Origin of the sequence: Micromonospora coxensis, assembly GCF_900090295.1 — a bacterium.
GTDB classification, from domain to species: domain Bacteria; phylum Actinomycetota; class Actinomycetes; order Mycobacteriales; family Micromonosporaceae; genus Micromonospora; species Micromonospora coxensis.
Window position 1 is genome coordinate 1,215,060 of the sequence record NZ_LT607753.1, and the last position, 25,043, is coordinate 1,240,102.

Below are 25,043 nucleotides of genomic sequence, written 5' to 3' on the forward strand. Positions count from 1 at the left end.
CTGGCTAGTCTCGGACAGTGGCAAACAGGTTCTCCAGGGCGAGGAGTCGAGGCGTGACCCGAGGGTGCGGAACGAGATGGCTCGGCGCGGTGCTCGCGGCGGCCCTGGCGCTCACCGGCTGCACCGGCCCGGCGAACCCGAGCGGTGGCCCGGCGGCCACGGGCAGTGGCCCGGCCGCCCCGAGCAGTGGCCCGGCCGCCCCGAGCAGTGGCGCGGCGTCCGCCGGGGACGGCGAGGAGTTCGGCCACGTGCACGGCCTGGGCGTCAACCCGCGCGACGGGCAGCTCTACGCGGCCACCCACCACGGCGTGTTCCGGCTGACCGGGACCGGCCCGACCCGCGTCGGCGACGGCCGGCAGGACACCATGGGGTTCACGGTCACCGGCCCCGACGAGTTCCTCGCCTCCGGCCACCCCGCGCCCGGCACGCCCGGGCCCGCGCATCTCGGGCTCATCGGCTCCACCGACGCCGGTCGCACCTGGCGGACCCTCTCCCTGGCCGGCGAGGCCGACTTCCACCTGCTGCGACAGGCCGGCGCCACCGTCTACGGCCTCGACTCCACCAGCGGCGCCCTGATGGCCAGCACCGACCGCGCCACCTGGGAGCGACGCGCCCGGATCGAGGCGTACGACCTCGCGGTCGACCCCGCCCGCCCGGACACCCTGCTGGTCACCGGCGAACAGGGCGTCCGCCGCTCGACCGACGGCGGTCGCACCTGGTCGCCGGCGGGCGGGCCGGCCGTCCTGCTGCTGCACTGGTCGGCCCGGGAACTGGTCGGAGTGGCCGCGGACGGGCAGATCCTGCGCTCCACCGACGCCGCGGCGAGTTGGACGCCCACCGGCGGGCGGGCCACCGACGCCCCGGCCGCGTTCACCGCCCACGAGGGGCGGCTCTACCTGGCCACCCGGGACGCGCGGGTGCTGCGCAGCGACGACGCCGGCAGGACCTGGCACCCGCTGGCGGGCTGACCGTCCGCGGGCTCCCGTACGACCAGCCCGCACCAGCCGGACACCGCCGACCCCGATCGCCGTCGGCGTCGGCGTCGGCGTCGGCGTCGGCGTCGGCGTCGGCGGTGACGGTGACGGTGACCCGGCGCGACGGTGTCGGCCCGGCCGGGGTTCCGGCCGGGCCGACACCTCGCGCTCTCAGCGCCGACCGGGGGTGAGCCGGACCCGGCGCAGCAGTTGCGCGTTGAGCGCCACCACGATGGTGGAGGCGGACATCAGCACCGCCCCGACGGCGGGGCTGAGCGCGACGCCGGCCCAGGCGAGCGCCCCGGCGGCGAGCGGGATCGCCACCACGTTGTAGCCGGCGGCCCAGGCCAGGTTCTGGATCATCTTCCGGTACGACGCCCGGGACAGCCGGATCACCCCGGTGACGCCGCGCGGGTCGGAGGAGGCGAGCACCACCCCGGCCGACTCGATCGCCACGTCGGTGCCGGCGCCGATGGCCACCCCGACGTCGGCGCGAGCCAGGGCCGGGGCGTCGTTGACGCCGTCGCCGACCATCGCCACGGTCAGCCCCCGCGCCTGCAGGTCGGCCACCGCCCGGTCCTTGTCGGCGGGCAGCACCTCGGCGAAGACCTCGTCCACGCCGGGGCGGAAGCCCAGGTCGGCGGCGACCGCCTCGGCGACCGGCCGGGCGTCACCGGTGATCATGACGATCTTCCGGACGCCCTGGTCGCGCAGCTCGGTGATCGCCTCGCGGGCCTCGGGGCGCACCTGGTCCTCCAGGGCGAACGCGCCAACCACCGTCGGCCGGCCGTCCGCCGGCAGCCGGAGCAGGTGCAGCACCGCCGCGCCCCGGCGCGACCACCCCTCGGCCGTCGCTACCAGGGACTGCGGCACGGTGACGTCGAGTTCGCGCAGCAGCGCCGGGCCACCGACCGCGTACGCCTCGCCCCGCACCACGGCGCGGACGCCGCGACCGGTCATCGAGCGGAAGTCACCGGCGGCCGGGACCGGCCCGCGCGCCTCGGCGGCGGTGACGATGGCCCGGGCCAGCGGGTGCTCGCTGTCGGCCTCCACCGCGGCGGCGATCCGCAGCGCGTCGTCCTCGTCGAGGCCGTCGGTGCCGACGACCCCGGTGACGGTGTGCGCCCCCATGGTCAGGGTGCCGGTCTTGTCGAACAGGACGGCGTCGACGGTGCGCATCCGCTCCAGGGCCAGCCGGTCCTTGACCAGGATGCCGGCCCGGGCCGACACCGCCGTGGAGAGCGCGATCACCAGGGGGATGGCCAGCCCGAGGGCGTGCGGGCAGGCGATCACCAGCACCGTCACGGTCCGGACCACCGCCTCGTCGACGTCGCCGAGCGCCCACCAGCCGACGAAGGTGACCAGCGCGGCGACGGTCGCGACGTAGAAGAGCATCGCGGCGAACCGGTCGGCGAGCACCTGGGCCCGGCCGCTGGACGCCTGCGCCTGGGCGACGAGCCGGCCGATCCCGGCCAGCGCGGTGTCCTCGCCGACGGCGTCGACCCGCACCCGCAGCGCCGAGTCGGTGGCGACGGTGCCGGCGACCACCCGGTCCCCCACGCCCCGCGACACCGGGCGGGACTCACCCGTGATCATCGATTCGTCCAGCTCGGCGGTGCCCGTCACGATCCGGCCGTCGGCGGGGACCCGGCCGCCGGAGCGGACCAGGACCACGTCGCCGATGCCCAGCTCGGCCACCGGCACCGGGCGCACCGTGCCGTCCGGCTCGACCCGTTCGGCGTCGTCGGGCAGCAGGGCGGCCAGCGCGGCGAGTGCGCCCTGGGCCTGGCCGATCGCCTTCATCTCCTGCCAGTGGCCCAGCAGCATGATGGTGACCAGGGCGGCCAGCTCCCACCAGAAGTCCAGGTCGAACGCGCCGAGGCTGGTCGCCAGCGAGGCCCCGTAGGCCACCGTGATCGCCATCGAGATCAGCAGCATCATCCCCGGGGCCCGGTCCCGGACCTCGCGGACGCCGCCGGCCAGGAAGGGCCAGCCGCCGTAGCCGAAGACCACCGTGCCGAGGACCGGGCCGACCCAGGCCATGCCGGGGAAGTCGAGGGAGTAGCCGAACCAGTCCATGACCATGTGGCTGGTCGCCACGATCGGCAGGGTCAGGGCCAGGCTCAGCCAGAACTTGCGCCGGAACTGCTCCGGGTCGTGCCCGGCGTGCTTGTCGTGCCCGCCGTGCCCGGCGGCGTGGCCGTGGCCGTGGTGCCCGGCGTGGCCCTGCCCGGCGGTATGGCCGTGGCCGGGCCCGTGGTTTCCGGCGTGGCCGTGCCCGGCGTCACCGTGCGCGGCGGCGTGGCCATGACCGGTGCCGTGCGCGGCGGCGTGGCCGTGGTCGTGGTGGCCGGTTGCGGCGGAGGGCGTCGCGTCGGGTCCGCCGTGGTTCCCGGCGGGCGGGCGCGGTCCGGGGGCGTGCCCGTCGTGCGGGGGCGTGGTCACCGCCGCACCGTGGGTGCCGTGGTCGTGGGATCCGTGCCGGTGAGTCGTGTGCTCGTCAGTCATGCCGTCCACCTCCGGGCCCGACGTTATACCCCCTGGGGGTATAAGCGCAAGTACCCCCAGGGGGTACCTCGGACCGGCGTCGGCCGGTGCTCCCCGACCCGCGCACCGACCGGAGCCGACCGCCGGACGGGGCAGGCACCTCCCCGAGGACGACCGGTGGGACGGGGTGGCCGGGCGGCTGCGGTCGATCGAGGCGCTCGGCGAGGCCGCCCCGCCAACTTCTGCCGCCCGGCCAACTTCTGCCGCTCGGCATGCCGGGGCGTCGCGGTGATCCGCTCGGTGAGCCGGCTCACGGACCTCCGGCCCTGTCCGGTGGGACTTCCCGGACGCGATGCTCCGGTCGGAACAGCAGGTCGACGGGCGGAGTGTCATGCGCGTGGTGTCGGAAGCGGAGTTGGCGGCGGCGTTCGGGCGGCTGCCCGACCGGCCACGGGTGGTGGCCGGCGGCAACCACGCCGCCCCGATGCGGATCCTCGGGCTGCTGGACGCCGCCGTCGAGCGGTACCGGCTGTACATGCTCAACGCCCCGCGCGGCATCCCCGACCGGGAGGGGGTCGACTACGAGACCTCCTTCGTCGGCGCCGGCATGCGCGGGCACCCCCGCCTGTCGTACCTGCCGAGCCGGCTGTCCCTGGTGCCGGCGCTGCTGCGCGACCGGCTCGCGCCCGACGTGGTGCTGCTGCACACCACGGTGCCGCGCGGCGGCACGCTCAGCCTCGGCGTCGAGGTCAACATCCTGCCGGCGGCGATCGAGGCGGCGCGCGCCCGGGGCGCCCTGGTGGTCGCGCAGGCCAACCGGCAGATGCCGGTGACGTACGGGGACGCGGCGCTGCCCCTGGACGCGGTCGACCTGGTGGTGGAGGTCGACGAGCCGCTGCCGGTGCCCGCCGCCACCGAGCGTGATCCGGTCAGCGCGGCCATCGGCGCGCGGGTGGCCGCCCTGGTGCCCGAGCAGGCCACCCTCCAGCTCGGCATCGGCGGCGTCCCGGACGCGACCCTGCTGGCGCTGACCGACCGGCGAGGGCTGCGGATCTGGTCGGAGATGTTCAGCGACGGCGTGCTGGCCCTGGAGAAGGCCGGCGCCCTGGACCCGGACGCCCCGGTCACCGCCTCCTTCTGCTTCGGCTCCGACGAGCTGTACGACTGGGTCGACGGCAACCCCCGGGTGCGGATGCTGCGCACCGAGCAGACCAACGACCCCGGCCGGATCGCCCGCAACCCGCGCCTGGTGTCGGTGAACAGCGCGCTGGAGGTGGACCTGTTCGCCCAGGCCAACGCCAGCCGGATCGGCACCCGGGTCTACTCCGGCTTCGGCGGTCAGACCGACTTCATCGTCGGCGCGCTGCACTCCGAGGGCGGGCAGGCGATCGTCGCGCTGCGGTCCTGGCACCCGAAGGCGGACGTGTCCACCGTGGTTCCGCTGCTCTCCGGGCCGGTGACGTCGTTCCAGCACAGCGCGATCGTCACCGAGCAGGGGTGCGCGGCGCTGTGGGGTCGGGACGCCGTCGCGCAGGCGCAGCAGCTGGTCGACCACGCCGCCCACCCGGACGCGCGGGACGGGCTGCGCGAGGCGGGCCGGCGGATGGGGCTGGCGTTGCGCTGACCGCCTACCTCGGCTCGTCGTCGTGCGTCCAGGCGGCCAGCCAGCTCTGGTTCTCCCGGGCGATCGCGTCCTCGCAGGCCCGCACGAACGCCCCGACGGCGGCGGGCGTCCGGTCCGTCGTCGCCTCCCACCCGTGCAGCAGCGCGCGCAGTTGCCGCGCGGTCGCCAGGTACGACACCACCAGGTGCTCGTACCGGGCGGCGGAGACGTGCGCGGTGAGCGAGGCGCCCACCACCGTCACCACCGCGACCCACGCGCCGACGCCACCGGCTCCGGTCGTGGCGGCGACGGCCCCGAGCACCGCGCCGAGGGCCGCGACGACGAACTCCGCCGTCCGGAACCGGGTGAGCCGACGCTGGTGCCGGGCCGCCCCGGCCCGGTAGTAGCCGTCGATCTGAGGGCGCACGCGGCGGGCGGCGTAGTCGTCGCCGTCCCGCACGGCGGGCAGCGGGGTGTCGGCGGCGGCGGCGCTCAGCGCCAGGCCGGCCAGGTCCGCCACGTCGTCCTCGACCGTCGCGGCCACGGTCCTGAGCCGCTGGTCGCGGTCCGGCCCGTCGTACGGCTGTGCGCCGGCGAGGTACAGGTACACCTGCGCCTTGAGGGCCTCGCTGGTGGCCCGGACCCGGGTCCACGCCTCGACCCGGTCCCGGCCGAGGCGGAACACCCGCACCACCGGGACGACGGCCAGGGCCACCGCGCTCAGCAGGGCCATCGACCGCCCCGCCGGGTCGCCCGGCCCGACCTGCACGGCGGCGGTGGCCAGCACCGCGCCGCAGACCCCGGCCGCCAGCGCGGCGCCGCGCCAGATCACGATGCTCCGCTTGACCGCGCCCGCCGCCCGGGACCACCGCCGGTGCTCCTGCCACACACCGGCCACGGCGGACGTGTCGACCTGCTCCATCCCCACCCTCCCTGCCTCCCTCGCCAGCGCCGGCCCGGGACCGCGACCCGTCGGGCCGGCGGCGTCACCCGGCCGGCTCCGTCCACCGGGGAGCGTCCCGCCTCCCAGCATGCCGATCCAGATCAATGTCCGAAAGTTCCGGAGCGTCCGACGCCCTTGCCAGCGCTTTCCGGGCCTATCCATACTTGTTGATGTTCCTGAGCCGGACATGATCGGGTGCCGGGCAGCCTCGATCGGAACCCGACCCATCGGCCCATCCGGAGGAACCCCGTCCCATGAGATCCAGGCTCAGACTGATCGGCGCCGCCCTGGCCGCCGCCGCGCTGACCGCGCTGGCCGCCGTGTCCGTCCCCGCGCCGGCATCGGCGGCCGCGCTGACCGAGGTGACCAACTTCGGCGCCAATCCCAGCAACCTGAGGATGTACCTGTACGTCCCGGACCGGGTCGCGCCGCAGCCGGCGCTGGTGGTCGCGGTGCACTACTGCACCGGCACCGGCCCGGCCATGTACTCCGGCACCCGGTACGCGGCGCTGGCCGACCGGTACGGCTACCTCGTGGTGTACCCGTCGGTGACCCGCAGCAGCCAGTGCTTCGACGTCTCCTCGCCGCAGGCGCTGCGCCGCGACGGCGGCAGCGACCCGGTCGGCATCAAGTCGATGGTCGACTACGTCCGGCAGCGGTACCCGGTCGACCCGAACCGGATCTTCGCCACCGGCATCTCGTCCGGCGCGATGATGACCAACGTGCTGCTCGGGCTCTACCCCGACGTGTTCCACGCCGGCGCCGCCTTCTCCGGCGTCCCCTTCGGCTGCTTCGCCACCACCAACGGCTCGGAGTGGAACAGCGAGTGCGCCGACGGCCAGCTCGTCCGGACCCCGCAGCAGTGGGGCGACCTGGTCCGCAACGCCTACCCGGGGTACACCGGCAAGCGACCCCGGATGCAGCTGTGGCACGGCACGAACGACGAGGTGCTGCGCTACCAGAACTTCACCGAAGAGATCAAGCAGTGGACCGACGTGCACGGCCTGAGTCAGACGCCGACGTACACGGACACCCCGCAGGCCGGCTACACCCGCACCCGGTACGGCGGCAGCGGCGGACAGGCGCCGGTCGAGGCGATCAGCATGCAGGGCGTGTCGCACAACCTGCCGGTCGACGCCGCCCAGGCGATCCGCTTCTTCGGCCTGGACACCAGCACCCCGCCCACCACGCCGCCGCCCACCTCGCCTCCGCCGAGCAGCCCTCCGCCGACCACCCCGCCGCCGGCCGGCCCGTGCCGGGTGGGCTGGACGGCCAACGCCTGGAACACCGGGCTGACCGCGTCGGTGACCATCACCAACACCGGCACCGCCACGGTCAACGGCTGGAGCCTCGCGTTCACCCTGCCCGCCGGGCAGGCCGTCACCAACGGCTGGAACGCGACGTACGCGCCGACGAGCGGAGCGGTGACCGCCCGTAACGTCTCCTACAACGGCACCATCGCGCCGAACGCGTCGGTGACCATCGGCTTCCAGGCCACCCACACCGGCAACACCGGCCGGCCCACCTCGTTCACCCTCAACGGATCGCCCTGCGCGACCGCCTGACCCGACAGGTGGCGGCGGCGGGCGTGAGGACGCCCGCCGCCGCAGCTCAGCCCGGCGAGGGCTCGTCGGCGGGCGGACCCGAGTGGGCCCGGCGCGAGACCGCGACCAGCGTGGCCGTCACCGCGCCCCGGTTGTGCAGCGCTCGCAGCGGCAACGCGGCCAGCCACAGCACGTCGCCGCACCCGACGATCTGGCGCGTGCCGCCCACCGCCTCCAACTCGACCTGCCCCTGTTCGACCACGACGATGGCGTCGCGCCAGTCGGCCTCGTCGTAGTCGAGCGCGCCCCCCGGCGGCAGGGCCACCACCCGCATCTCCATCTCCGGACCGAGCCGGGAGTGCAGGAAGGAGAGCGGTCCCTCACCGTCGTCCATCAGCGGGCGGCGTACGGGCCGGACGGACGGGGGGCACCAGCGCGCGGGGGCCGCCCCGCCTGAACCACAGTCACGGACCGCTCTCCGCTTCGACTGGCGGCCTGGCGCCGCGTCCGACTCCGTTGGTGGTATGACGGCCGGGGCCCGGAAAACTCATCGCCGCGCCGCCCGCCCCGTCGAGGTGGACGCCGGGACGGGCATGGTCGATTCCGGTCACCGAAACTGCGCACGGACGAATAAGCGCCGTCACACGGTGGCACCTAGTGTGTTCGCTGAGTTGTCCGGCCCTTCTGGATGGAGTGCACACATGACAGTGGCCAACGGGCACACCTCGCGGCGCGGTCTGATCGGCGCGATCAACGAGCGGCACCATCGCGCGGTTCTCGGGCTGTACATGGTCATCGTGCTGGGCCACTGGGCCGAGCACCTGGTCCAGGCGTTCCAGATCTGGGGGCTCGGGTGGGCCCGCCCCCAGGCGCGCGGCGTGCTGGGCATGCCGTTCCCGTGGCTGGTCAGCTCGGAGTGGCTGCACTACGGGTATGCGATCGTCATGCTGATCGGCCTGTTCGCGCTGCGCCCCGGCTTCGTCGGCCGGGCCCGCACCTGGTGGACGATCGCCCTGGTGATCCAGTTCTGGCACCACGTCGAGCACCTGCTGCTGCTGTTGCAGGTCCAGATGGGCTTCCTGCTGCCCGGGACCACCGTCCCGACCAGCCTGGCCCAGCTCGTCGTGCCCCGCGTCGAGCTGCACCTGTTCTACAACTCCATCGTCTTCCTCCCGATGCTGATCGCGATGTACCTGCACCTGCGGCCGAACGACGGCGAGCTGCGGCAGATGACGTGCAGCTGCACCCACGAGAGCCGTCGGCGGCTGACCCTCGCCCCGTCCGCCGGCTGACCGGGGCCGTCTTGTCCGCCGGACGCCGTACCCTGGCCGTCGCCACCGCCCTGGCCGCCGTCGGCATCGCCGTCGCCGTCGGGGCGGTGGCCCGGCAGTCGGACGCGGAGCCGGCCCGGGTGCTGGCGGTGACCCCGGCCGACGGGACCGCCCTGGCGGCCACCCCGGACCAGGTCACCCTGCGGCTCTCGACCGACGCGGACCCGGTGCTGTCGCACGTCACCGTCCGCGACAGCGCCGGGGCCACGGTCAACGACGGCCGGGTCAGGACCGACGGGCAGAGCGGGTTGCGCCAACCGGTCCGCCTGGACCGGCCCGGCGACTACAGCGTCGCCTACCACGTCACCTTCACCAATGGACAGGACGACACCGGGGTACTGCGGTTCAGCGTCGGCACCGGCGTGCCGCCCCGGGCCACGGGCGAGATCCCCGACGCGATCACCGACAGCGGCGAGCACGCCCACGGCGTCGACCCGTTGGGCGCCACCCTGCTGATCGTCGACGGTCTGGTGCTGCTCGGCGTCCTCGTCCTGCTGATGCGCCGACGCCCGTCCGGCCCGTCGCACCCGGCCACCGCAGGCACACCGACGCCCGCCGGCCCGACCGCGTCCGGGCCCCGCGACCGAGGGCCGTCCGAGCCGCCGGGCGACTGACCGGCGTCCGTCTTCGGCGGCCGCCGGCCCGCTCCCCCGGCGGCCGCCGGACCGCCGCATCCCTGACGTCGCCCGTCCGGCGCCCTCCGGCTACGGCGGTGGAGCCCCGGATGAGGGCTGTCCCGCCGGCCGGGCACGATGATGTCCGTGCGTAGCGAGCGGCTGAGCTTCTCCGTCGAGTCCGTCCAGGACGTGCCGGGAGGCTGGCAGTTGGCGGGTGAGCCGGGGTATCACCCGCGGCACTGGGCGCGCCCGGGTGACCGCTTCGACCGTGCCTGCGGCGAGCACGGCCGCGAGGAGCGCACCGTGGACCTGGTCGTGGTGGAGCTGACCGGGACATCCGCCATCGTCACCGGTTCCGGTGGCGACCAGCTCAGGCCCGGCGACATCGTCTCCGGCGAGCGCCTCGTTCAGGACAGCGGCCCAGCCAGCGAAGGCTTGCGCTGAGGAAGAGGGCCGCATGGCGGGCACTGCCGAGTCGGGTTCTCCGTAGCACTGGTCGGCCTGCTCACCGGCGAGATCCAATCCGAGTACCTGAGCCGTCGGCTCGGTGGACCGCACACCTACGGCCGCTGACCGTCATCACCGTCGAGCCGCGCCGCCCGACCCCGACAGGGCGAGCCGGCAGCACCGACGAGAGCGGACGCCGGCACGGCACGGGCACACGGATCGGGCCGGGTGCGCGAGGCACCCGGCCCGATCGTGATCGGTGCGGTGGTTACGGCCGGCTGTGCCGGCGCGACGCCCGCCGGGGCGTACGCGACGCCGAACCGGACGGGGCGAGGCCCGGCGGGAGCAGCGCGGCGCCGTCCGCCGGCAGCTTCGCGGGGCCGGCCTTGCCGACGACGAGGGCACGCGTGCCGGAGCGACCGGGCAGCAGCCGCTCGCTGCCGCGGACCTTCGGGACGGCCCGGTCCTGGGCCTGCGGCGTGCGGAACACGTCGGCCGCCAGGTGGTCGCGGGGGATGTCGGTGTTCAGGGCGATGATGTCACCGAGCGTCTTCCGGTAGTCGATCTTGAAGGCGGCCCGGATCAGCGGCAGCAACGGGTCGTTGCCGTAGTGGAACCGGTCGCCGTCGCGCAGCGCGAGGAACTGCTTGCGCCAGATCGCCAGCTGCAGCTCACCGAACTCCTTGCCCGGCAGGTTCGGCTCGGCCATCATGCCGACGAACGCGTCGAGCCGGTCCACACTGCCGTAGACGGCCTTGAGCCGGGCCGCGATCGGGGTACGGCGCTCGGCGCGCACCGCGTCGTCGGCCGCCGCCGTGGTACGCCTGCCCTCGGCGTCGTACAGCGCGGTGAAGTCCAGGCTGTCCGGGTCGTCGATCTCCGCGCCCGGGGTCAGCTCCGGGTCGGCCGGGAAGGACTCCGACGCCTCGCCGGTGATCGCCGCGAACGACGGCTTGGCCGGCAGGCCGTACGCGGCCCGCAGGTCGTTGTAGCTCGGCATGCCGTGGTCCCGGCTGCGGGCGATGTCGATCGCGCCCAGGTCGTTGCGCCCCGCCAGGCAGGGCGGCAGGGCCGGGTCGTCCGCACAACCGGGGTTGCCGGGCACGGGGACGGTGAACGGGAAGCTGCGCAGCATGTTGCTCATCAGCTCGTCGTTGCGGGTCTGCGGGCGCAGCCCGACGCCGTGCAGCATCGGCCCGAGCTGGAGCAGCTCCAGCAGGTCCGGGTTGAAGAAGGCGTCCTCACCGAGCGGGATCATCAGCCGGACGGTGTCGCCCTCGACCGTCACCTCGACGTCCAGCTCACGCAGCCGGTCGAGGGTCTGCTGGCTGTAGCGGCCGACCTCGGCCTCCAGCCGGAAGTCACCGCGGATCTGGCTGTGCGCGCGGTACCCGACGGTGGCGAACTCGTTGCTCACCGACACGTCCACGTCGGACTTGTACCCGGTGTAGCGGGGCAGGTCGACGCCGAGCGACGGCAGGAACTGGGTGTAGGTGATGTACTGCTGCTCGGCGATGACCACCGCTCGGGCGATCTCGAACTTGTCCTGCTCGGACAGCCACTTCGGCAGCTGGGCGACGATCCGGTTGTGTTCCCGGGCGAAGAGGGTCTGGATGGCCAGCAGCGCCGGGTTCTCGTTGGCCCGCTGGTCGCCGGTGACCGCCGCCTTCTCCGGGGTGTTGAACAGCTGCCCGCCGGCGACCATGTTCGGCGCGGTGGAGGCGTCGCCCCGGGTGTCCCGCCGGGGCAGGTAGTTGCCCGGCATCAGCAGGGTGGCCTTGTTGTTGCGCGGGTCACCGTCGACGGTGCCCTCGCGCAGCCAGTCGAGCCGGTCGATGGCGTTGCCGTAGACGGCGGCCCCGTCGAGGTAGGAGCTGACCGTGTTGATCTGCTCCCGGGGGGTGGTGACGCCGGTGCCGTCGGCCGGGCGGGACCGGTCGAACGGGACGATGCCGATGTCGTTGCGGAACGATTCCATCGGATCGGCGTTGTCGAAGACGATGTTGCGGGTCTCACCGGGCGGGCTGACCAGCCGCCGGCCGAGCCGCTGGGCGATGGTGTGGTCGACGAACTGGCCCCACACGAAGCCCCACTGGCTGACGCCGTTGGGTGAGTAGATGTTCTGGTCGACGTCGTTGAAGATCCGGTTGCTGACGTACCGCTCGGGCGGCAGGTCGACGATCTCGTTGAGCCCGTCGGCGTACCAGGCCGGCCCGACCCGCGGGTAGATGGTGTCGATCTTCCCCCAGGTGGGGTTGGCCCGGTTGTTGCCGGACCCGTCGATGCTCTGCACCTCCCAGAGGCCGAGTATCCGGTCCGGCCGGGCGGCGCCGGCGTTGGCCGGACCGCTCAGCCCCACCCCGGCAGCCACCACGAGGGCGACGACCGCGGCCTGGGCCGCCTTGGCTGATCGGGCCCGGCCACGCCGGCCCCGTGCGACTGCACGCATGCCCATCTCCTCCCCTTTGACTTGACGAACACGATGGGCCGGAGACCGTAGCGACCCCACCGCCGGACGTCCGTCCGGGCGCGACAGGTCAGGTCGACCGGCGGGTACGACCGGGCGTCGCGTGGCGTCGACGGGCGAGCCCCCCGAGCGCCGGGTACGGCTGTCGATCTCCCCGGTAGTGTGGACGCCACCCGGGGGTGGCGCTTCTTCCGCCGTGCGCAGCGGGGCGGCCCGGGCTTCCGGTCACCGGCGCGGCCCCACCCGCCGGCCGGTCCGGCAGCGGTTGCCCACCACCCCGCCACGGCGGGTCACGGCCGCCCTGCGGGGGACGGACGCGGCCCCACGAGGGGGCGGCGCTCCGCCGACCAGCCGTCGACGTCGCTGTCGGCGTTGAGGATCGCCTGGTGCAGGCGCTGCACCGGCGGGCCGGGTTCCAGGCCCAGTTCGGTGACGAGGTTGCCCCGCACCCGGTGGAAGACCTCCAGGGCCTGGGCCCGCCGGCCGCTGAGGTGCAGCGCCCGCATGTACTGCGCGTGCAGCCCCTCGTGCAGCGGGTTCTCCACGGTCAGGGCGGCCAGTTCGGTCAGCACCTCGCGGTGCATGCCCAGCCGCAGCTCGGCGTCGACCAGGTACTCCAGGGTGACCAGCCGGGACTCCTCCAGCTGCCGGCGGCGCGCCTCCAGCAGCCGGCCCACCGGCACGTCCACCAGCGCCCGGCCCCGCCACACCCGCATCGCCTCGGACAGGTGCCGGACGGCCCCGGCGTCGTCCCCGTCGGCCAGCGCCTGCCGCCCCCGCAGCGCCAGCAGCTCGTAGCGACGCAGGTCCAGGCCGGTCAGGCGGCTGCGCAGCAGGTACCCGCCGGCCCGGGTGACGAGCAGGTCGGTGCTGACCTCCGCCACCGACCGGCCGGTCGCGGCCGCGAAGTGCTTGCGCAGGTTGAGGATGTACGTCTGCACGGTGGTCGACGCGCTGGCCGGAGGCTCGTCCCCCCACAGCTCGGTGCTCAGCGAGGACGCGGGCACCACCTGGTCGGCGTGCGCGATCAGCACGGCGAGGACGTTGCGCACCTTCGGCGCCGTCGGCGTCCAGGCGACGCCCCGCACCCGTACGGACAGCGGCCCGAGCACGGCCATGTCGATGAATTGACCCGTAGCTTCCACGCGCGCCCCTGATCGGATGGACTTGAGCGGATCCTTATGGTCATCGGCGGCCCGTCGCGCCTGCATCTTCTACCGTGCCGGCCGCCGTCGTGCGATGGTCGGGACGCCTCGAGCGAGTTGCGACCGGCCGTCGAGCACGGCGTTCCTACGCTTGCCGGCACCGGCCGGCGGGTCGGCGTACCCGATGGTGGCCGCCGGCCGCCCACCTCCGCGCCGCGGAACGGGCCGGGTCGGATCGACCCGGGCCGCCCTTCCCATCGCACCGCCGCTGGTCCGGTCTCACCGGGACGTCGTGGCCCCCACCCGGCCCGGCCGCGGCGCGCCGGGCCGCACGCCGGCCCGCCAGCCGACCGGGGGCCGACAGGAGGTGCGCGATGACCGAGCAGACGAGCACCGGCGGCCCGGCCCGCCGGGCACGCTCGGGCCACCGGCCCGGCCGGGCCGCCGGCGACCGGGCGGGCACGACGGTCGCGGTGCTGGGCGCGACCGGCTGTGTCGGGCGGGCCGTCTGCGCCGCGTACGCCCGGCGGGGCGACCGGGTCCTCGCCATCGCCAGGACGGCGCCGCCCGACCCCGACCACCCGTTCCTCGCCCTAGACGTCGCCGACACCGCCCCGGCCGAGCTGGCCCGGATCCTCGGCGACGCCGGGGTGGACACGGTGGTCAACGCCGCCGGCGGTTGGGCGCGCACCGAGGAGCTGCACCGGGGACACGTCCAGCTCGTGCGCCGGCTCGTCGCCGCCGTCGGCGCGACGCGGACCCGGCCCCGGCTGGTGCACGTCGGCTCGGTGCACGAGTACGGCCCGATCGCCGAGGGCACCAGCGTCCGCGAGACCGCCGAGGTCCGTCCGGACACCGCGTACGGCCGGATGAAGCTGGCCGGGAGCCGGATCGTGCTGCGGGCCGCGCAGGCCGGTTCGGTGGACGCCGTGGTGCTGCGGGCGGTGAACGTCTACGGCCCGTACACCACACCGGCGAGCTTTCTGGGGACGCTGCGCGACCGGCTGCGGCGGGCCGGCCCGGAGGGGTTGACGGTGACCGTCGCCGCGGCCCGGCGCGACTTCGTCGACGCCCGGGACCTGGCCGAGGCGGTGGTGCTGGCCGGCCGCGCGCCGGTCACCGGAGAGGTGATCAACATCGGGCGGGGCGTCGCCGAGGACGTGCGGGAGCTGGTCCGGGTGCTGCTGGAGACGGCGGGGCTGCGGCCGGACGCGGTGCCGCTGGTCGACGCCCCGGTGTCCAGCAACGGGGGCGCCTGGACCCGCGCCGACATCGGCCGGGCCCGGCGCCTGCTGGGGTGGCGCCCCCGGGCCGGGGTGCGGGAGTCGATCGAGGCCCTCTGGGAGCAGGGCTGACAGCGGATGTGCCGGCGGCCGGTCGACCGGCCGCCGGCACGCCGGGGCTCGGGGTGCGCCCTCGGCGGGAGCGGATCCCGTCCCGGGCGCGGTGTCAGTGCCGCCCGGTCACGAAGGTGCGGATGGTGTCGATCACGAAGTCGGCCATCTCCAGCGTGATGCCGGGGTAGACGCCGATCCAGAAGGTGTGCTCGGTGACGAAGTCCGAGTTGGCCAGGTCCCCCACGATCCGGCACGGCACGTCCTGGTAGGCCGGGTGCCGGGTGAGGTTGCCGGCGAAGAGCCGGCGGGTGCCGATCCTGCGCTCCTCCAGCCGCGCCACCAGTTGCTGCCGGGTGAACGGCGCCTCCGGCCGGACGCTGATCGGGAACCCGAACCAGCTCGGGTCGCTGTCCGGGGTGGCCTGCGGCAGCAGCAGGCCGGGCAGGTCGGCCAGTCCCTCGGACAGGCGGCGGAAGTTGCGCCGCCGGGCCTCGATGAACTCCGGCAGCCGGCGCAGCTGGCTGAGCACCAGCGCGGCCTGCGGGTCGGTGGCCTTGAGGTTGTAGCCGACGTGCGAGTAGACGTACTTGTGGTCGTAGCCGGCGGGCAGGGTGCCCATCTGGTAGTCGAACCGCTTGAGGCAGGTGTTGTCGGTGCCGGGCTCGCACCAGCAGTCCCGCCCCCAGTCGCGCAGCGACTCGACGATGCGCGCCAGCTCCAGGCTGCCGGTCAGCACGCAGCCGCCCTCACCGGCGGTGATGTGGTGCGCCGGGTAGAAGCTCACCGTGGTCAGGTCGCCGAAGGTGCCGGTGAGCTGGCCGCGGTACGTCGAGCCGACCGCGTCGCAGTTGTCCTCCACGAGGAACAGGTCGTGCTCGGTGGCCAGGTCGGCGATCTCCGCCACCGGGAACGGGTTGCCCAGGGTGTGCGCGATCATGATGGCCCGGGTACGCGGCGAGATCGCCTCGGCGACCCGCTCGGCGGTGGTGTTGTAGGTGCCCAGCTCCACGTCGACGAAGACCGGCACCAGCCCGTTCTGCAGGATCGGGTTGACCGTGGTCGGGAAGCCGGCGGCCACCGTGATCACCTCGTCGCCGGGGCGTAGCCGCGCCTCACCCAGCTTCGGCGAGGTCAGCGCGGTCAACGCCAGCAGGTTGGCCGACGAGCCCGAGTTGACCAGGTGCGCCTTGCGCAGCTTGTAGTAGGCGGCGAACGCGCTCTCGAAGCGCCGGGCGCTGATCCCGGCGGCGATCCGCATGTCCAGCGCCGCCTCCACGAAGGCCGCGCGGTCGTCCTCGTCGAGCACCGCACCGGAGGACAGGATCGGGGTCACCCCGGGGACGAAGTCTCCCGGCTCCTGCTCCCGGTGGTACTTGCGGGTCTGTTCGAGCACCAGCGCCTTCAGCGACGTCATCTTCGCGCCCCCTCCGCTCCACGTTGCGTACGCCCATGCTCGACGGCGCCGGTCGAGGATGCGTCGAGGAACGGTGGAGGCACCGCCGGCCGGCGGTGTCCCGGCCGGCGGTGCGGCCCGTCAGGCCCGGCGCCCCAGGTACGCCAGCAGCTTGGTCTGCTCGTCCGCGCCGGGCGGCGGCTCGAGGGCCGGCCCGCTGACCATGCGGCTGCGCACCACCTCCTCGCCGACCATCCGCAGCGCCTCCCACGCCTTGTCGATGTCGACCTGGTCGATCCGCTCGTCCTGCCCGGTGGCGCGGGCCAGGTCCCAGCCGTGCACGACCAGCTCGGTGCAGACCGCGCTGTCGATCGCCTGGGAGAAGCTGCGCAGCCCGAAACGCCCGTCGAACTCCGCGCGGGCCTGCTCGGGGTCGTTCAGGCTGGTCTCGATCTGGTCGCGCACGCGCACGAACGCCTTGTACGGGTCGACGTCCACGCCGGGGCCCTGCGGCACCGGCAGGCCGACCATGTTGAGGTGGATCTCGCTCATCTCGACGACGTGCGCGACGAGGTCGCGCACGCTCCACTCGGTGCAGGGCGTCGGCCCCGACCAGGCGTCCGCCGGCACCGCGGCGATCCGGTCGGCGAACTGGGCCCCGAGCCGCGCGAACCGGTCGGCGACGGCGCGTTCCTCCGCCGTGAGCCCCGCACCGCTCACCGACGGACCGGCCGTCCGTCCGGGCTTCACCGTTGACATAACCGTTCTCCTGCCACTCGACGTCAGGTGGCCCCGGCGTACGCCTGTCGAGGCGCCACCGGGGCCCTACCTGTACGACGGGTGGGCAGCGGGAAAGTCATCGCCGCAGGGTCCGGCCCGGCGTGTCGCGCACCGCGCTGGCCTGCGGCGACACGGCGGAGAGGGGTCGGCGGACGGCCGCCGGCGCTCAGTACTCGACGACGGCCCGGAACCGCACCTCGCCCTTGGCGACGCGGTCGACGGCCTCGGCGACCCGGGTCGCCGGGAAGGTCTCCACCCACGGGGTGACCCGGCCCGCGGCGACCAGCTCCAGCGCCTCGCGCAACAGGTGGGGGCCGCCGTGGGTGGCGCCGGTGATCCGCTGGCCCTGGGAGAAGAACGGGTAGGTCATGGCCGGCGGGATGGTGAACGGCTCGACGCCGTCGATGCCGGCGAGCACCATCCGGCCCTGCACGCGCAGGCCGGCCAGGCAGGCCGCGGCCGCCCGGTGCGACGGCGCGGTGAGGATGACCACGTCGGCGCCGCCGGCGGCGCGCAGCTGCTCCCCGTCGGCGACCACCAGGTCGGCGCCGAGCCGGCGGGCCGCCTCGTGCTTGTCCGCCGAGCCGGTGATGGCGACGGTCTCGTGCCCGCACGCCTTGGCGTACTGCACGGCCAGGTGGCCGAGGCCGCCGATGCCGATCACGGCCACCCGGTCGTGCGGACGGGGCTCCGCCGCGCGCAGCGCCGACCAGGCGGTGTAGCCGGCGCACATCACCGGGGCGGCCAGCTCCCAGGCGAGCCCGTCGGGCAGCAGCACGGTCGACTCGGCGGCGGCCACCAGGTACTCGGCGTGCCCGCCCGGCGCGGTGAACCCGGTGGTCGTCGGCGCGGGGCAGTTCAGCGCCGTCTGGCCGGTCACCGGCAGGCCGCGCAGGCAGTAGTCGCACCGGCCGCAGCCGGCGCGCACCCAGGTCACCCCGACCCGGTCACCGGGCCGCCGGCTGGTCACCCCGGCGCCCACCTCGACCACCTCGCCGACCGGCTCGTGCCCGGTGACGGCCGGATCGACCGCCGGGAAGGGCAGCATCCCCCGGGTGGCCAGCACGTCGTTGACGCAGACCCCGCAGGCCCGCACCCGTACGAGCACCTCACCGGGACCCGGCGAGGGCGTCGCCACCTCGCGCAGCTCCCACGCCACGTCGACTCCCGGCACGACCGCCGCTCTCATCACCGACCACCACCGTCCTGTGCACGACCCGAAAGGAGGAACCGCCCGGACGCCACGACGCCCGGGACGGGCGGCGCCGACGGAAGCCGTTCCGCCCGCGCCGCCCCTGCATGCTCGCCCTGCCCCGACCGGCGGGACATCCTCGCGATTGCCGCACGGCCGGTGGCCGCGCCGCCGGGCCGGTCAGGACCGGCGGGCGGCCAGCGACTCCAGCGTCGGGACGATCTCGTTGGGGCTGGGCATCGCCTGCCAGGTGTCGCGCAGCGCGCTCGCCCCCTCCCGGAAGGCCGGCTCGGTGAGCACCCGCCGGATCTGCTCCCGGATCTCCTCGACGCTCTGCTTCTGGTGGTCGAGCCGGACCCCGGCGCCCTGTTCGGTGACGTAGGAGGCGCAGGGGGTGGCCAGCAGGTTCTTCTCCGGGTGCAGCCAACCGGCCGCCTCCTCGGCCACCTCCTCGTCCCGGACCCCGAACTCCCGGCCGGCCCGGTAGGTGCCGCTGTCGGCCTCGGCCGGCGCGGCCGTCGCCGGACGGAACAGCAGCGAGTCGTCGGTGTCGCAGACCAGCTGCGGGATGCCCGCGGCGACGGCGGAGCTGAAGGTGCCCATGCCGCCGTGGTGCACGAGGGCGTCGCAGGTGGGCAGCAGCTGGGTCAGCGGCACCCACTCGATCGCCCGCACGTTGTCCGGCAGCGTGTCCACGGCGGCCAGTTGCAGCGGGCTGAGCGTGGCGACCACCTCGACGTCGAGGCCGGCCAGGGCGGCGAGCAGCTTCGGGGTACGACCCCAGTCGCCGGCCACGTAGCGGCGGGTCGACTCGCCCAGCGACAGCGCGATGCGGGGCCGGCCCTGCGGGCGGGAGTGCAGCCAGCGCGGGAAGACCGACGCGCCGGTGTAGGGGACCTTGCGCACCGGCACCTTCACCGTGGCGGTGGGCAGGCTGAGCCCCTTGGGCAGCGGGTCGACGGTGAACTGTCCGAGCAGGAGCTCGTCGTCGACGGTCACCCCGTACCGGTCGGCCAGTGGACGGACCAGGTCGCCGAGCGGGTCGTCGGCGAGGCCGGCGGCGCGTACCGCCTGCCGGTGCGCGGCCAGCCGCTCCTGGCTGTAGGCGAAGTAGTCGAGGTTGCTGCCGAGCAGCCGGCCGTGCGCCGCGCCGGCGGCCCGCGCCGCCACCGCCCCGGCCGGGAAGACCAGGTCCCACAGGACCAGGTCCGGGCGCCAGGCGCGGGCGAACTCGACCAGCGCCGGGGCGTCGGGCAGGTCGGCGCGCACGTAGTCCGAGGCGGGGTTGAGGTTCCACTGGTAGAAGGCGATCCAGTGCTCGGCCTCCTCCGGGCTCAGGCCCATGGCCCGCACGTACGCGTTGACCTGCTCCGGGGCCGGCGGCTGCCGGGCGTCCTCGCGCAGCCGCGGCTCCGGCGACCCGGCGTCGCCCAACGCGACCGGGACCAGGCCGGTGCTGGCGATGGTGTCGGCGAAGCCGGCGTGCGACGCGACGCGGACCTCGTGCCCGGCGGTCTGCAACGCCCAGGCGTACGGCACCACGGGGTACAGATGCGCCACGGCGGGATAGACGGTGATCAGCACACGCACAGTGGTCCTCCTTGGGCACACGGGGTGGCACCGGTCCCCCGGCGTCCGGGCGCGCGACACCCCCGGCGGGTCGCCGGCGGGGCGGGCGCGGACGACGGGTCGTGCCGGCACGGCGTGTCGCCGTGCCGGCCTGGAGATCAGGATGCCGACCCCGCGCCGCGGCGGCTTCTCCTGCCATGCGCAGGCCCCACCGGGCCGGCCGGTCGGCGGGGTCGGCCGCTCGGCGGTGGGCAATCAGGAAGATGCCGCCCCCGGGTGGCCGGTTGGACGATGAGCGCCGGACGACATCGGATCCTGCGGGCGGCGTGTGTGCCATCACGCGCGTGGCGACCCGTGGTGAGTGAGGGGTGACCCATGGCGATGCCCGAAGCCGCCGACCCGCCGGCCTTCCCGATCCCACGGGAATGCCCGTACCGGCCGTCGGCCCGACACGTCGGCCTGCGGGCGGACAGCCCGATGACCAAGGTGAAGCTCTACAACGGACGGACCGCCTGGCTGGTCACCGGCGCGGCACAGGCCCGTGCCGTGCTCTCCGACTACCGCCGGGTGTCGATCCGCCCGTACCACGGCAACTACCCGTTGCTGAACGAGGAGTTCGAGAAGGTCGTCGACAGCGGCTACGCCGACGTGCTGTTCGGGGTCGACCCGCCGGAGCACACCAAGCAGCGCTCCATGATCATGCCGAGCTTCACGCTGCGGCGCACCGCGCTGCTGCGCGACGACGTCCAGCGCATCGTCGATACGAAGCTGGACGACATGATGCGCCACGGCGCGCCGGCGGACCTGGTGAGCATGTTCGCCCAGCCGGTGCCGTCGATGGTGATGAGCACCGTGCTCGGCGTGCCGTACGACGAGCACGAGGACTTCGAGACCCCCGCGCACAAGCTCTTCGTGCCGGAGCTGGCCGAGGAGGCCACCGCCGAGCTGGGCGAGTACCTCGACCGGCTGATCCAGAAGAAGGAGAACGACCCGGGCGCCGGGGCCGTCGGCCTGCTCGACGACCTGATCGCCAACCACCTGCACACCGGGGAGCTGACCCGCTCGGAGCTGGTGCACATCGCCATGGCGATGCTGGTGGCCGGCACCGACACCACGACCAACGTGATCTCGCTGGGCACGATGGCGCTGCTGGACAACCCCGAGCAGTGGGAGGCGCTCCGGGCGGACCCGGACATCGTGCCCGCCGCCGTCGAGGAGATCCTGCGCTACGTCTCGCTGGTCGAGGCGTTCGCCCGGGTCGCCGTCGAGGACATCGACCTGGGCGACGGCAACGTCATCCGCAGCGGCGAGGGGATCCTGATCAGCTGTGCCGGGGTCAACTTCGACCCGGCGCACGTGGCGGAGCCGGACACCTTCGACATCCGCCGCCCGGCCAAGCCCAGCTTCTCGTTCAGTCACGGCATCCACCGCTGCCCGGGCGACAACCTGGCCCGGCTGGAGCTGGAGATCGCCTTCCGGACGCTCGTCGAGCGGATGCCGAACCTGCGCCCGGCGGCCGACCTCGACAAGCTGCCCAGCAACAACAACGACGGCACCCTGCAACGGCTCTACGAGCTGCCCGTGGTGTGGTGACCGGCCCCGTACGGCTACGAGGAGAAGGAGCAGCATGGCACAGCCCCGCACCGATCAGGCCGGCGGCGCGACCGGCGAGGTCCTGGAGTACCGCGGCGTCGCCTACGACACCGGTACGAACTTCGCCACCGGTCAGGGCGACCTCTCCCGCACGGCGTGGAGCAGGCGACAGATGCTGGAGGAGCTGAGCCTGATCAGCGACCAGCTCAACTGCAACTCGATCACCGTCTACGGCAGTGACCTGGAGCGGCTGCGGGAGACCGCGGAGGCCGCCGTCGAGCGGGACCTGCACGTGCGGTTGCAGCCCCGGCTGGCGGACCGGCCGCAGGGCGAGGTGCTGGACCACCTGGCCGAGGCGGCCCGGCTCGCCGAGTCGCTGCGCCGGCAGGACGCCCGCATCGACCTGACGGTCGGCGCGGTGCACCTGCTGTTCACCCCCGGCATCGCCGACGGCGACCAGTACCACGAGCGGATGGCCAACGCGTACGCCGACGCGGACCACCACCTGCTCAAGCCGACCGGCCGGATCGACTTCGCCGAGGCGGCGCCCCGGCTCAACGAGTTCCTGGCCCAGGCCAACGGGGTGGCCCGGCAGATGTTCACCGGCCCGGTCAGCTACTCGGCCGCGCCGTTCGAGCAGGTCGACTGGTCGCTGTTCGACCGGATCGCGCTGATGTGGCAGTACCTGCCGACGTACCACACGCCGGAGCAGCACCGGGCGGTGCTCGACGGCTACCGCGGCTGGAACCTGCCCATCCAGGTCGCCGAGTTCGGCACCGCCACCTACCAGGGCGCGGAGGAAAAGGCGTTCTTCTTCTGGGACGTCGTGGACCGGGCCGGCGACACGCCGCTGGTGTTCGACGGCGTGGTCCGCGACGAGGGCCGGCAGGCGGCGTACCACCTGCGGATGTTCGAGCTGTTCGAGCAGGCCGGGGTGAACGGGGTGTGGGTCTCGGAGTTCATCCACCCGACCCACCCCCACTCCCCCGACCCCCGTCTCGACCTGGACACCGCGAGCATGGCGATCGTCAAGACGATCCGGGACGACTTCGCCGACCCGGCCTCGACCTACCGGGTCGAGCCCAAGGAGTCGTTCCACGCCATCGCCGACCACTACGCGCACCTCGGCTTCCAGGCGGCCCGCCGCTGAGCGTCCGGGCCGGACGGCTCACCGTCCGGCCCGGCACCACCGTCACCGCAGCCCGCCGCGTCGGCGTCCGGCACCACGGCCGGGGGACCCTCGGGGGTTCCCCGGCCGACGCGCGGGAGGGGCCACCGGCCCGTCCCGCGTACCGCCGTCGGCAGCCGGGCCCGATCCCTCAGGAGCACCATGAGAACCGCGCACCGGACCTGCCCCATCTGCGACGCCGTCTGCGGCCTGCGGCTCACCCTCGACGAGGCCGACCACGTCACCTCCGTCCGGGGCGACCCGGACGACCCGTTCAGCGGCGGGTACGTCTGCCCGAAGGGGGCCAGCCTCGGCCGCCTCGACGAGGACCCGGACCGGCTGCGCGCGCCGATGGTGCGCGACGGCGACCAGTGGCGGGAGGTGAGCTGGCAGGAGGCGTTCCGCCGGGTCGACGAGGGCCTGAGCCGGGTGGTCGCCGAGCACGGCCGGGAGGCGCTCGCCGTCTACTTCGGCAACCCGACGTACCACACCATGGCGGGCTTCATGTACCGCGAGCCGCTGACCCAGGCGCTCGGCAGCCGCAACGTCTTCTCCGCCAGCACCATCGACCAGATCCCCAAGCACGTCTCGACCGGGTACATGTTCGGTGACCCGTTCGCCATCGCGGTGCCCGACGTGGACCGCACCGACCACCTGCTGATCATCGGGGCGAACCCGTTGGAGTCGCACGGCTCGCTCTGCGCCGCGCCGGACTTCGCCGGCCGGCTGCGGGCGCTGCGGGAGCGGGGCGGCCGGGTGGTCGTGGTCGACCCGCGACGCACGCGCACCGCGGCGTTCGCCGACGAGCACCTGCCGGTACGCCCCGGCACCGACGCGTTCCTGTTGTTCGGGATGGTGCACACCCTCTTCGCCGAGAAGCTGACCCGGGTCGACCTGGAGGTGGAGGGCCTCGACGAGCTGCGCGAGCTGGCCGAGGAGTTCAGCCCGGAGGCGGTGGCGCCGGTCTGCGGCATCGCCGCCGAGGACGTACGGCGACTGGCCCGCGAGCTGGCCGCCGCGCCGACCGCCGCCGTCTACACCCGGGTCGGCACCTCCACCGTGGAGTTCGGCACCCTGGCCCAGTGGCTGGTCGACGTGGTGAACATCCTCACCGGCAACTTCGACCGCCCGGGCGGGGTGATGTTCACCCGCACCGCCGCGCTGGAGATCTTCCGCACCGGGCAGCCGTTCGCGACGGGACGCTGGCACAGCCGGGTCCGCAAGCTGCCGGAGGTGCTCGGGGAGATTCCGGTGGCGACCCTCGCCGACGAGATCGAGACCCCGGGCGAGGGGCAGGTCCGGGCGTTCGTCTGCCTCGCCGGCAACCTGGTGCTCTCCGCGCCGAACGGGCCCCGGCTGGACCGGGCGCTGCCCGGCCTGGACTTCATGGTCGCCGTCGACCCGTACCTCAACGAGACGACCCGGCACGCGGACGTCATCCTGCCCCCGCCGCGGATCCTGCAGATGCCGCACTACGACTTCCTGCTGCTGATCGTGACGGTCCGCAACTACACGCGGTTCTCCCCGCAGATCCTGCCGCTGGCGCCGGGCCAGCCGTCCGAGGCCGAGATCATGGCCCGGCTGCTGCTGATCATCTCGGGTCAGGGCGCCGACGCCGACCCGTCGCTGGCCGACGAGGCGATCCTCGACGCGGTGCTACGGGGCGGCACGTCGATCCCGGGCTCGCCGCTGGCCGGGGCGGACGTGGCGGCGCTGCGCGCCGAGCTGACCGGCGACAGCGGGCCGGAGCTGATGCTCGACGCGATGCTGCGGCTCGGCCCGTACGACCTGTCGCTGGAGAAGCTGCGGGCCAATCCGCACGGCATCGACCTGGGGCCGCTGGAGCCGCGCCTGCCGGAGCTGCTGCGCACCGCCTCGGGACGCGTCGAGCTGGCCCCGCCGCAGCTGACCGCGGACGTGGCCCGGCTACGGGCGCGCTTCGCCGGGCCGCAGCCGGAGTTCCTGCTCGTCGGCCGCCGTCAGCTCCGGTCGAACAACAGCTGGCTGCACAACACGCCGACGCTGGTGGGCGGCAGCAACCGGTGCACGCTGCACGTCAACCCGGCCGACGTGGCCCGGCTCGGGCTCGACGGGCACGCCGTCGTCCGGTCCGCCGCCGGCGAGGTGGTCGTCCCGGTGGAGCCGAACGACACGGTCATGGCCGGTGTGGTGAGCCTGCCGCACGGCTGGGGTCACCGCCGTACCGGGCAGCGGCTGGCCGCCCGGGACCCGGGGGTCAACGCCAACGCCCTCACCGACGAGACGGTCGTGGACGTGCTCTCCGGCAACGCGGTGTTCAGCGGGGTCCCGGTGACGGTCGCCCCGGCGCCGGCGCCGGCGGACTGACCACAGCGCCAACCGGCGCCCCCGCCCGGGTCGGGCGGGGGCGCCGTGGCGTGTGGACGGTGGTGTCCGGGGGCGCGCCGGTCGGCCCTCGCTCGGCCGGGGCGGCG

19 protein-coding genes are annotated in these 25,043 nt (G+C 74.3%); 10 read left to right on the forward strand and 9 right to left on the reverse strand.

Features of this window, described 5'->3' with window-relative positions; genetic code table 11:
- The first annotated feature begins 53 nt into the window (after positions 1–53).
- On the forward strand, positions 54–968 hold the full coding sequence (locus GA0070614_RS05425) for a F510_1955 family glycosylhydrolase (protein WP_157744941.1): 915 nt from the start codon (positions 54–56) through the stop codon (positions 966–968).
- 177 nt (positions 969–1,145) lie between these two features.
- On the opposite strand, the gene GA0070614_RS05430 is transcribed toward GA0070614_RS05425, so the two are convergent.
- Positions 1,146–3,482, reverse strand: coding sequence for a heavy metal translocating P-type ATPase (locus tag GA0070614_RS05430; protein ID WP_231933540.1), 2,337 nt, complete (start codon positions 3,480–3,482; stop codon positions 1,146–1,148).
- A 370-nt stretch (positions 3,483–3,852) separates the two neighbouring features.
- Here GA0070614_RS05430 and GA0070614_RS05435 point away from each other — a divergent pair, with 370 nt between their 5' ends.
- Positions 3,853–5,085 (forward strand): acetyl-CoA hydrolase/transferase family protein, encoded by a 1,233-nt coding sequence (locus GA0070614_RS05435; protein WP_088979238.1) that lies wholly within the window; start codon positions 3,853–3,855, stop codon positions 5,083–5,085.
- A 4-nt stretch (positions 5,086–5,089) separates the two neighbouring features.
- Here the strand turns inward: GA0070614_RS05435 and GA0070614_RS05440 are convergent, their stop codons facing one another.
- Positions 5,090–5,986 (reverse strand): DUF4231 domain-containing protein, encoded by an 897-nt coding sequence (locus GA0070614_RS05440; protein WP_172892374.1) that lies wholly within the window; start codon positions 5,984–5,986, stop codon positions 5,090–5,092.
- A gap of 275 nt (positions 5,987–6,261) precedes the next feature.
- On the opposite strand from GA0070614_RS05440, the gene GA0070614_RS05445 reads away from it, so the two are divergent.
- Entirely contained in the window at positions 6,262–7,572 is a 1,311-nt protein-coding gene (locus GA0070614_RS05445) for an extracellular catalytic domain type 1 short-chain-length polyhydroxyalkanoate depolymerase (protein ID WP_088974927.1), read from the forward strand.
- 46 nt (positions 7,573–7,618) lie between these two features.
- Here the strand turns inward: GA0070614_RS05445 and GA0070614_RS05450 are convergent, their stop codons facing one another.
- Positions 7,619–7,945, reverse strand: coding sequence for a hypothetical protein (locus tag GA0070614_RS05450; RefSeq protein WP_088974928.1), 327 nt, complete (start codon positions 7,943–7,945; stop codon positions 7,619–7,621).
- A gap of 307 nt (positions 7,946–8,252) precedes the next feature.
- On the opposite strand from GA0070614_RS05450, the gene GA0070614_RS05455 reads away from it, so the two are divergent.
- From GA0070614_RS05455 to GA0070614_RS05465, 3 genes are all read left to right on the forward strand, one after another.
- The gene (locus tag GA0070614_RS05455) at positions 8,253–8,843 is read left to right on the forward strand and encodes a hypothetical protein (RefSeq protein ID WP_172892375.1); all 591 of its coding nucleotides are present in this window, start codon (positions 8,253–8,255) and stop codon (positions 8,841–8,843) included.
- Between the two features lie 11 nt (positions 8,844–8,854).
- Complete coding sequence (locus GA0070614_RS05460) at positions 8,855–9,496, forward strand: copper resistance CopC family protein (protein WP_157744942.1); 642 nt, start codon at positions 8,855–8,857, stop codon at positions 9,494–9,496.
- A 147-nt stretch (positions 9,497–9,643) separates the two neighbouring features.
- Positions 9,644–9,943, forward strand: coding sequence for a hypothetical protein (locus GA0070614_RS05465; RefSeq protein ID WP_157744943.1), 300 nt, complete (start codon positions 9,644–9,646; stop codon positions 9,941–9,943).
- Positions 9,944–10,214: 271 nt separating this feature from the next.
- On the opposite strand, the gene GA0070614_RS05470 is transcribed toward GA0070614_RS05465, so the two are convergent.
- Positions 10,215–12,395 carry a peroxidase family protein gene (locus tag GA0070614_RS05470; RefSeq protein ID WP_231933541.1) on the reverse strand — a complete coding sequence of 727 codons (2,181 nt, stop codon included), beginning with the start codon at positions 12,393–12,395 and terminating at the stop codon, positions 10,215–10,217.
- Between the two features lie 308 nt (positions 12,396–12,703).
- Positions 12,704–13,558, reverse strand: coding sequence for an AfsR/SARP family transcriptional regulator (locus GA0070614_RS05475; protein ID WP_197701425.1), 855 nt, complete (start codon positions 13,556–13,558; stop codon positions 12,704–12,706).
- 374 nt (positions 13,559–13,932) lie between these two features.
- On the opposite strand from GA0070614_RS05475, the gene GA0070614_RS05480 reads away from it, so the two are divergent.
- Positions 13,933–14,913, forward strand: a complete 981-nt coding sequence (locus tag GA0070614_RS05480; protein ID WP_088974931.1) for an NAD-dependent epimerase/dehydratase family protein — start codon at positions 13,933–13,935, stop codon at positions 14,911–14,913.
- Between the two features lie 94 nt (positions 14,914–15,007).
- Here the strand turns inward: GA0070614_RS05480 and rfbH are convergent, their stop codons facing one another.
- From rfbH to GA0070614_RS05500, 4 genes are all read right to left on the reverse strand, one after another.
- Entirely contained in the window at positions 15,008–16,309 is a 1,302-nt protein-coding gene (rfbH, locus tag GA0070614_RS05485) for a lipopolysaccharide biosynthesis protein RfbH (RefSeq protein ID WP_088974932.1), read from the reverse strand.
- A 120-nt stretch (positions 16,310–16,429) separates the two neighbouring features.
- Positions 16,430–17,047: a TIGR03086 family metal-binding protein gene (locus GA0070614_RS05490; RefSeq protein ID WP_088974933.1), complete on the reverse strand. Its 618-nt coding sequence runs from the start codon at positions 17,045–17,047 to the stop codon at positions 16,430–16,432.
- Positions 17,048–17,234: 187 nt separating this feature from the next.
- The gene (locus GA0070614_RS05495; RefSeq protein WP_088974934.1) at positions 17,235–18,257 is read right to left on the reverse strand and encodes an alcohol dehydrogenase catalytic domain-containing protein; all 1,023 of its coding nucleotides are present in this window, start codon (positions 18,255–18,257) and stop codon (positions 17,235–17,237) included.
- A 183-nt stretch (positions 18,258–18,440) separates the two neighbouring features.
- On the reverse strand, positions 18,441–19,850 hold the full coding sequence (locus GA0070614_RS05500; protein WP_088974935.1) for a nucleotide disphospho-sugar-binding domain-containing protein: 1,410 nt from the start codon (positions 19,848–19,850) through the stop codon (positions 18,441–18,443).
- Between the two features lie 354 nt (positions 19,851–20,204).
- Between GA0070614_RS05500 and GA0070614_RS05505 the strand changes: the two genes are divergently transcribed.
- From GA0070614_RS05505 to GA0070614_RS05515, 3 genes are all read left to right on the forward strand, one after another.
- A complete protein-coding gene (locus GA0070614_RS05505) occupies positions 20,205–21,422 on the forward strand; it encodes a cytochrome P450 (RefSeq protein ID WP_231933542.1) in 1,218 nt (405 codons plus the stop codon).
- 34 nt (positions 21,423–21,456) lie between these two features.
- Entirely contained in the window at positions 21,457–22,572 is a 1,116-nt protein-coding gene (locus tag GA0070614_RS05510) for an abortive infection protein (RefSeq protein WP_088974936.1), read from the forward strand.
- A 180-nt stretch (positions 22,573–22,752) separates the two neighbouring features.
- Positions 22,753–24,936: a molybdopterin oxidoreductase family protein gene (locus GA0070614_RS05515; protein WP_088974937.1), complete on the forward strand. Its 2,184-nt coding sequence runs from the start codon at positions 22,753–22,755 to the stop codon at positions 24,934–24,936.
- Positions 24,937–25,043 lie beyond the last annotated feature (107 nt).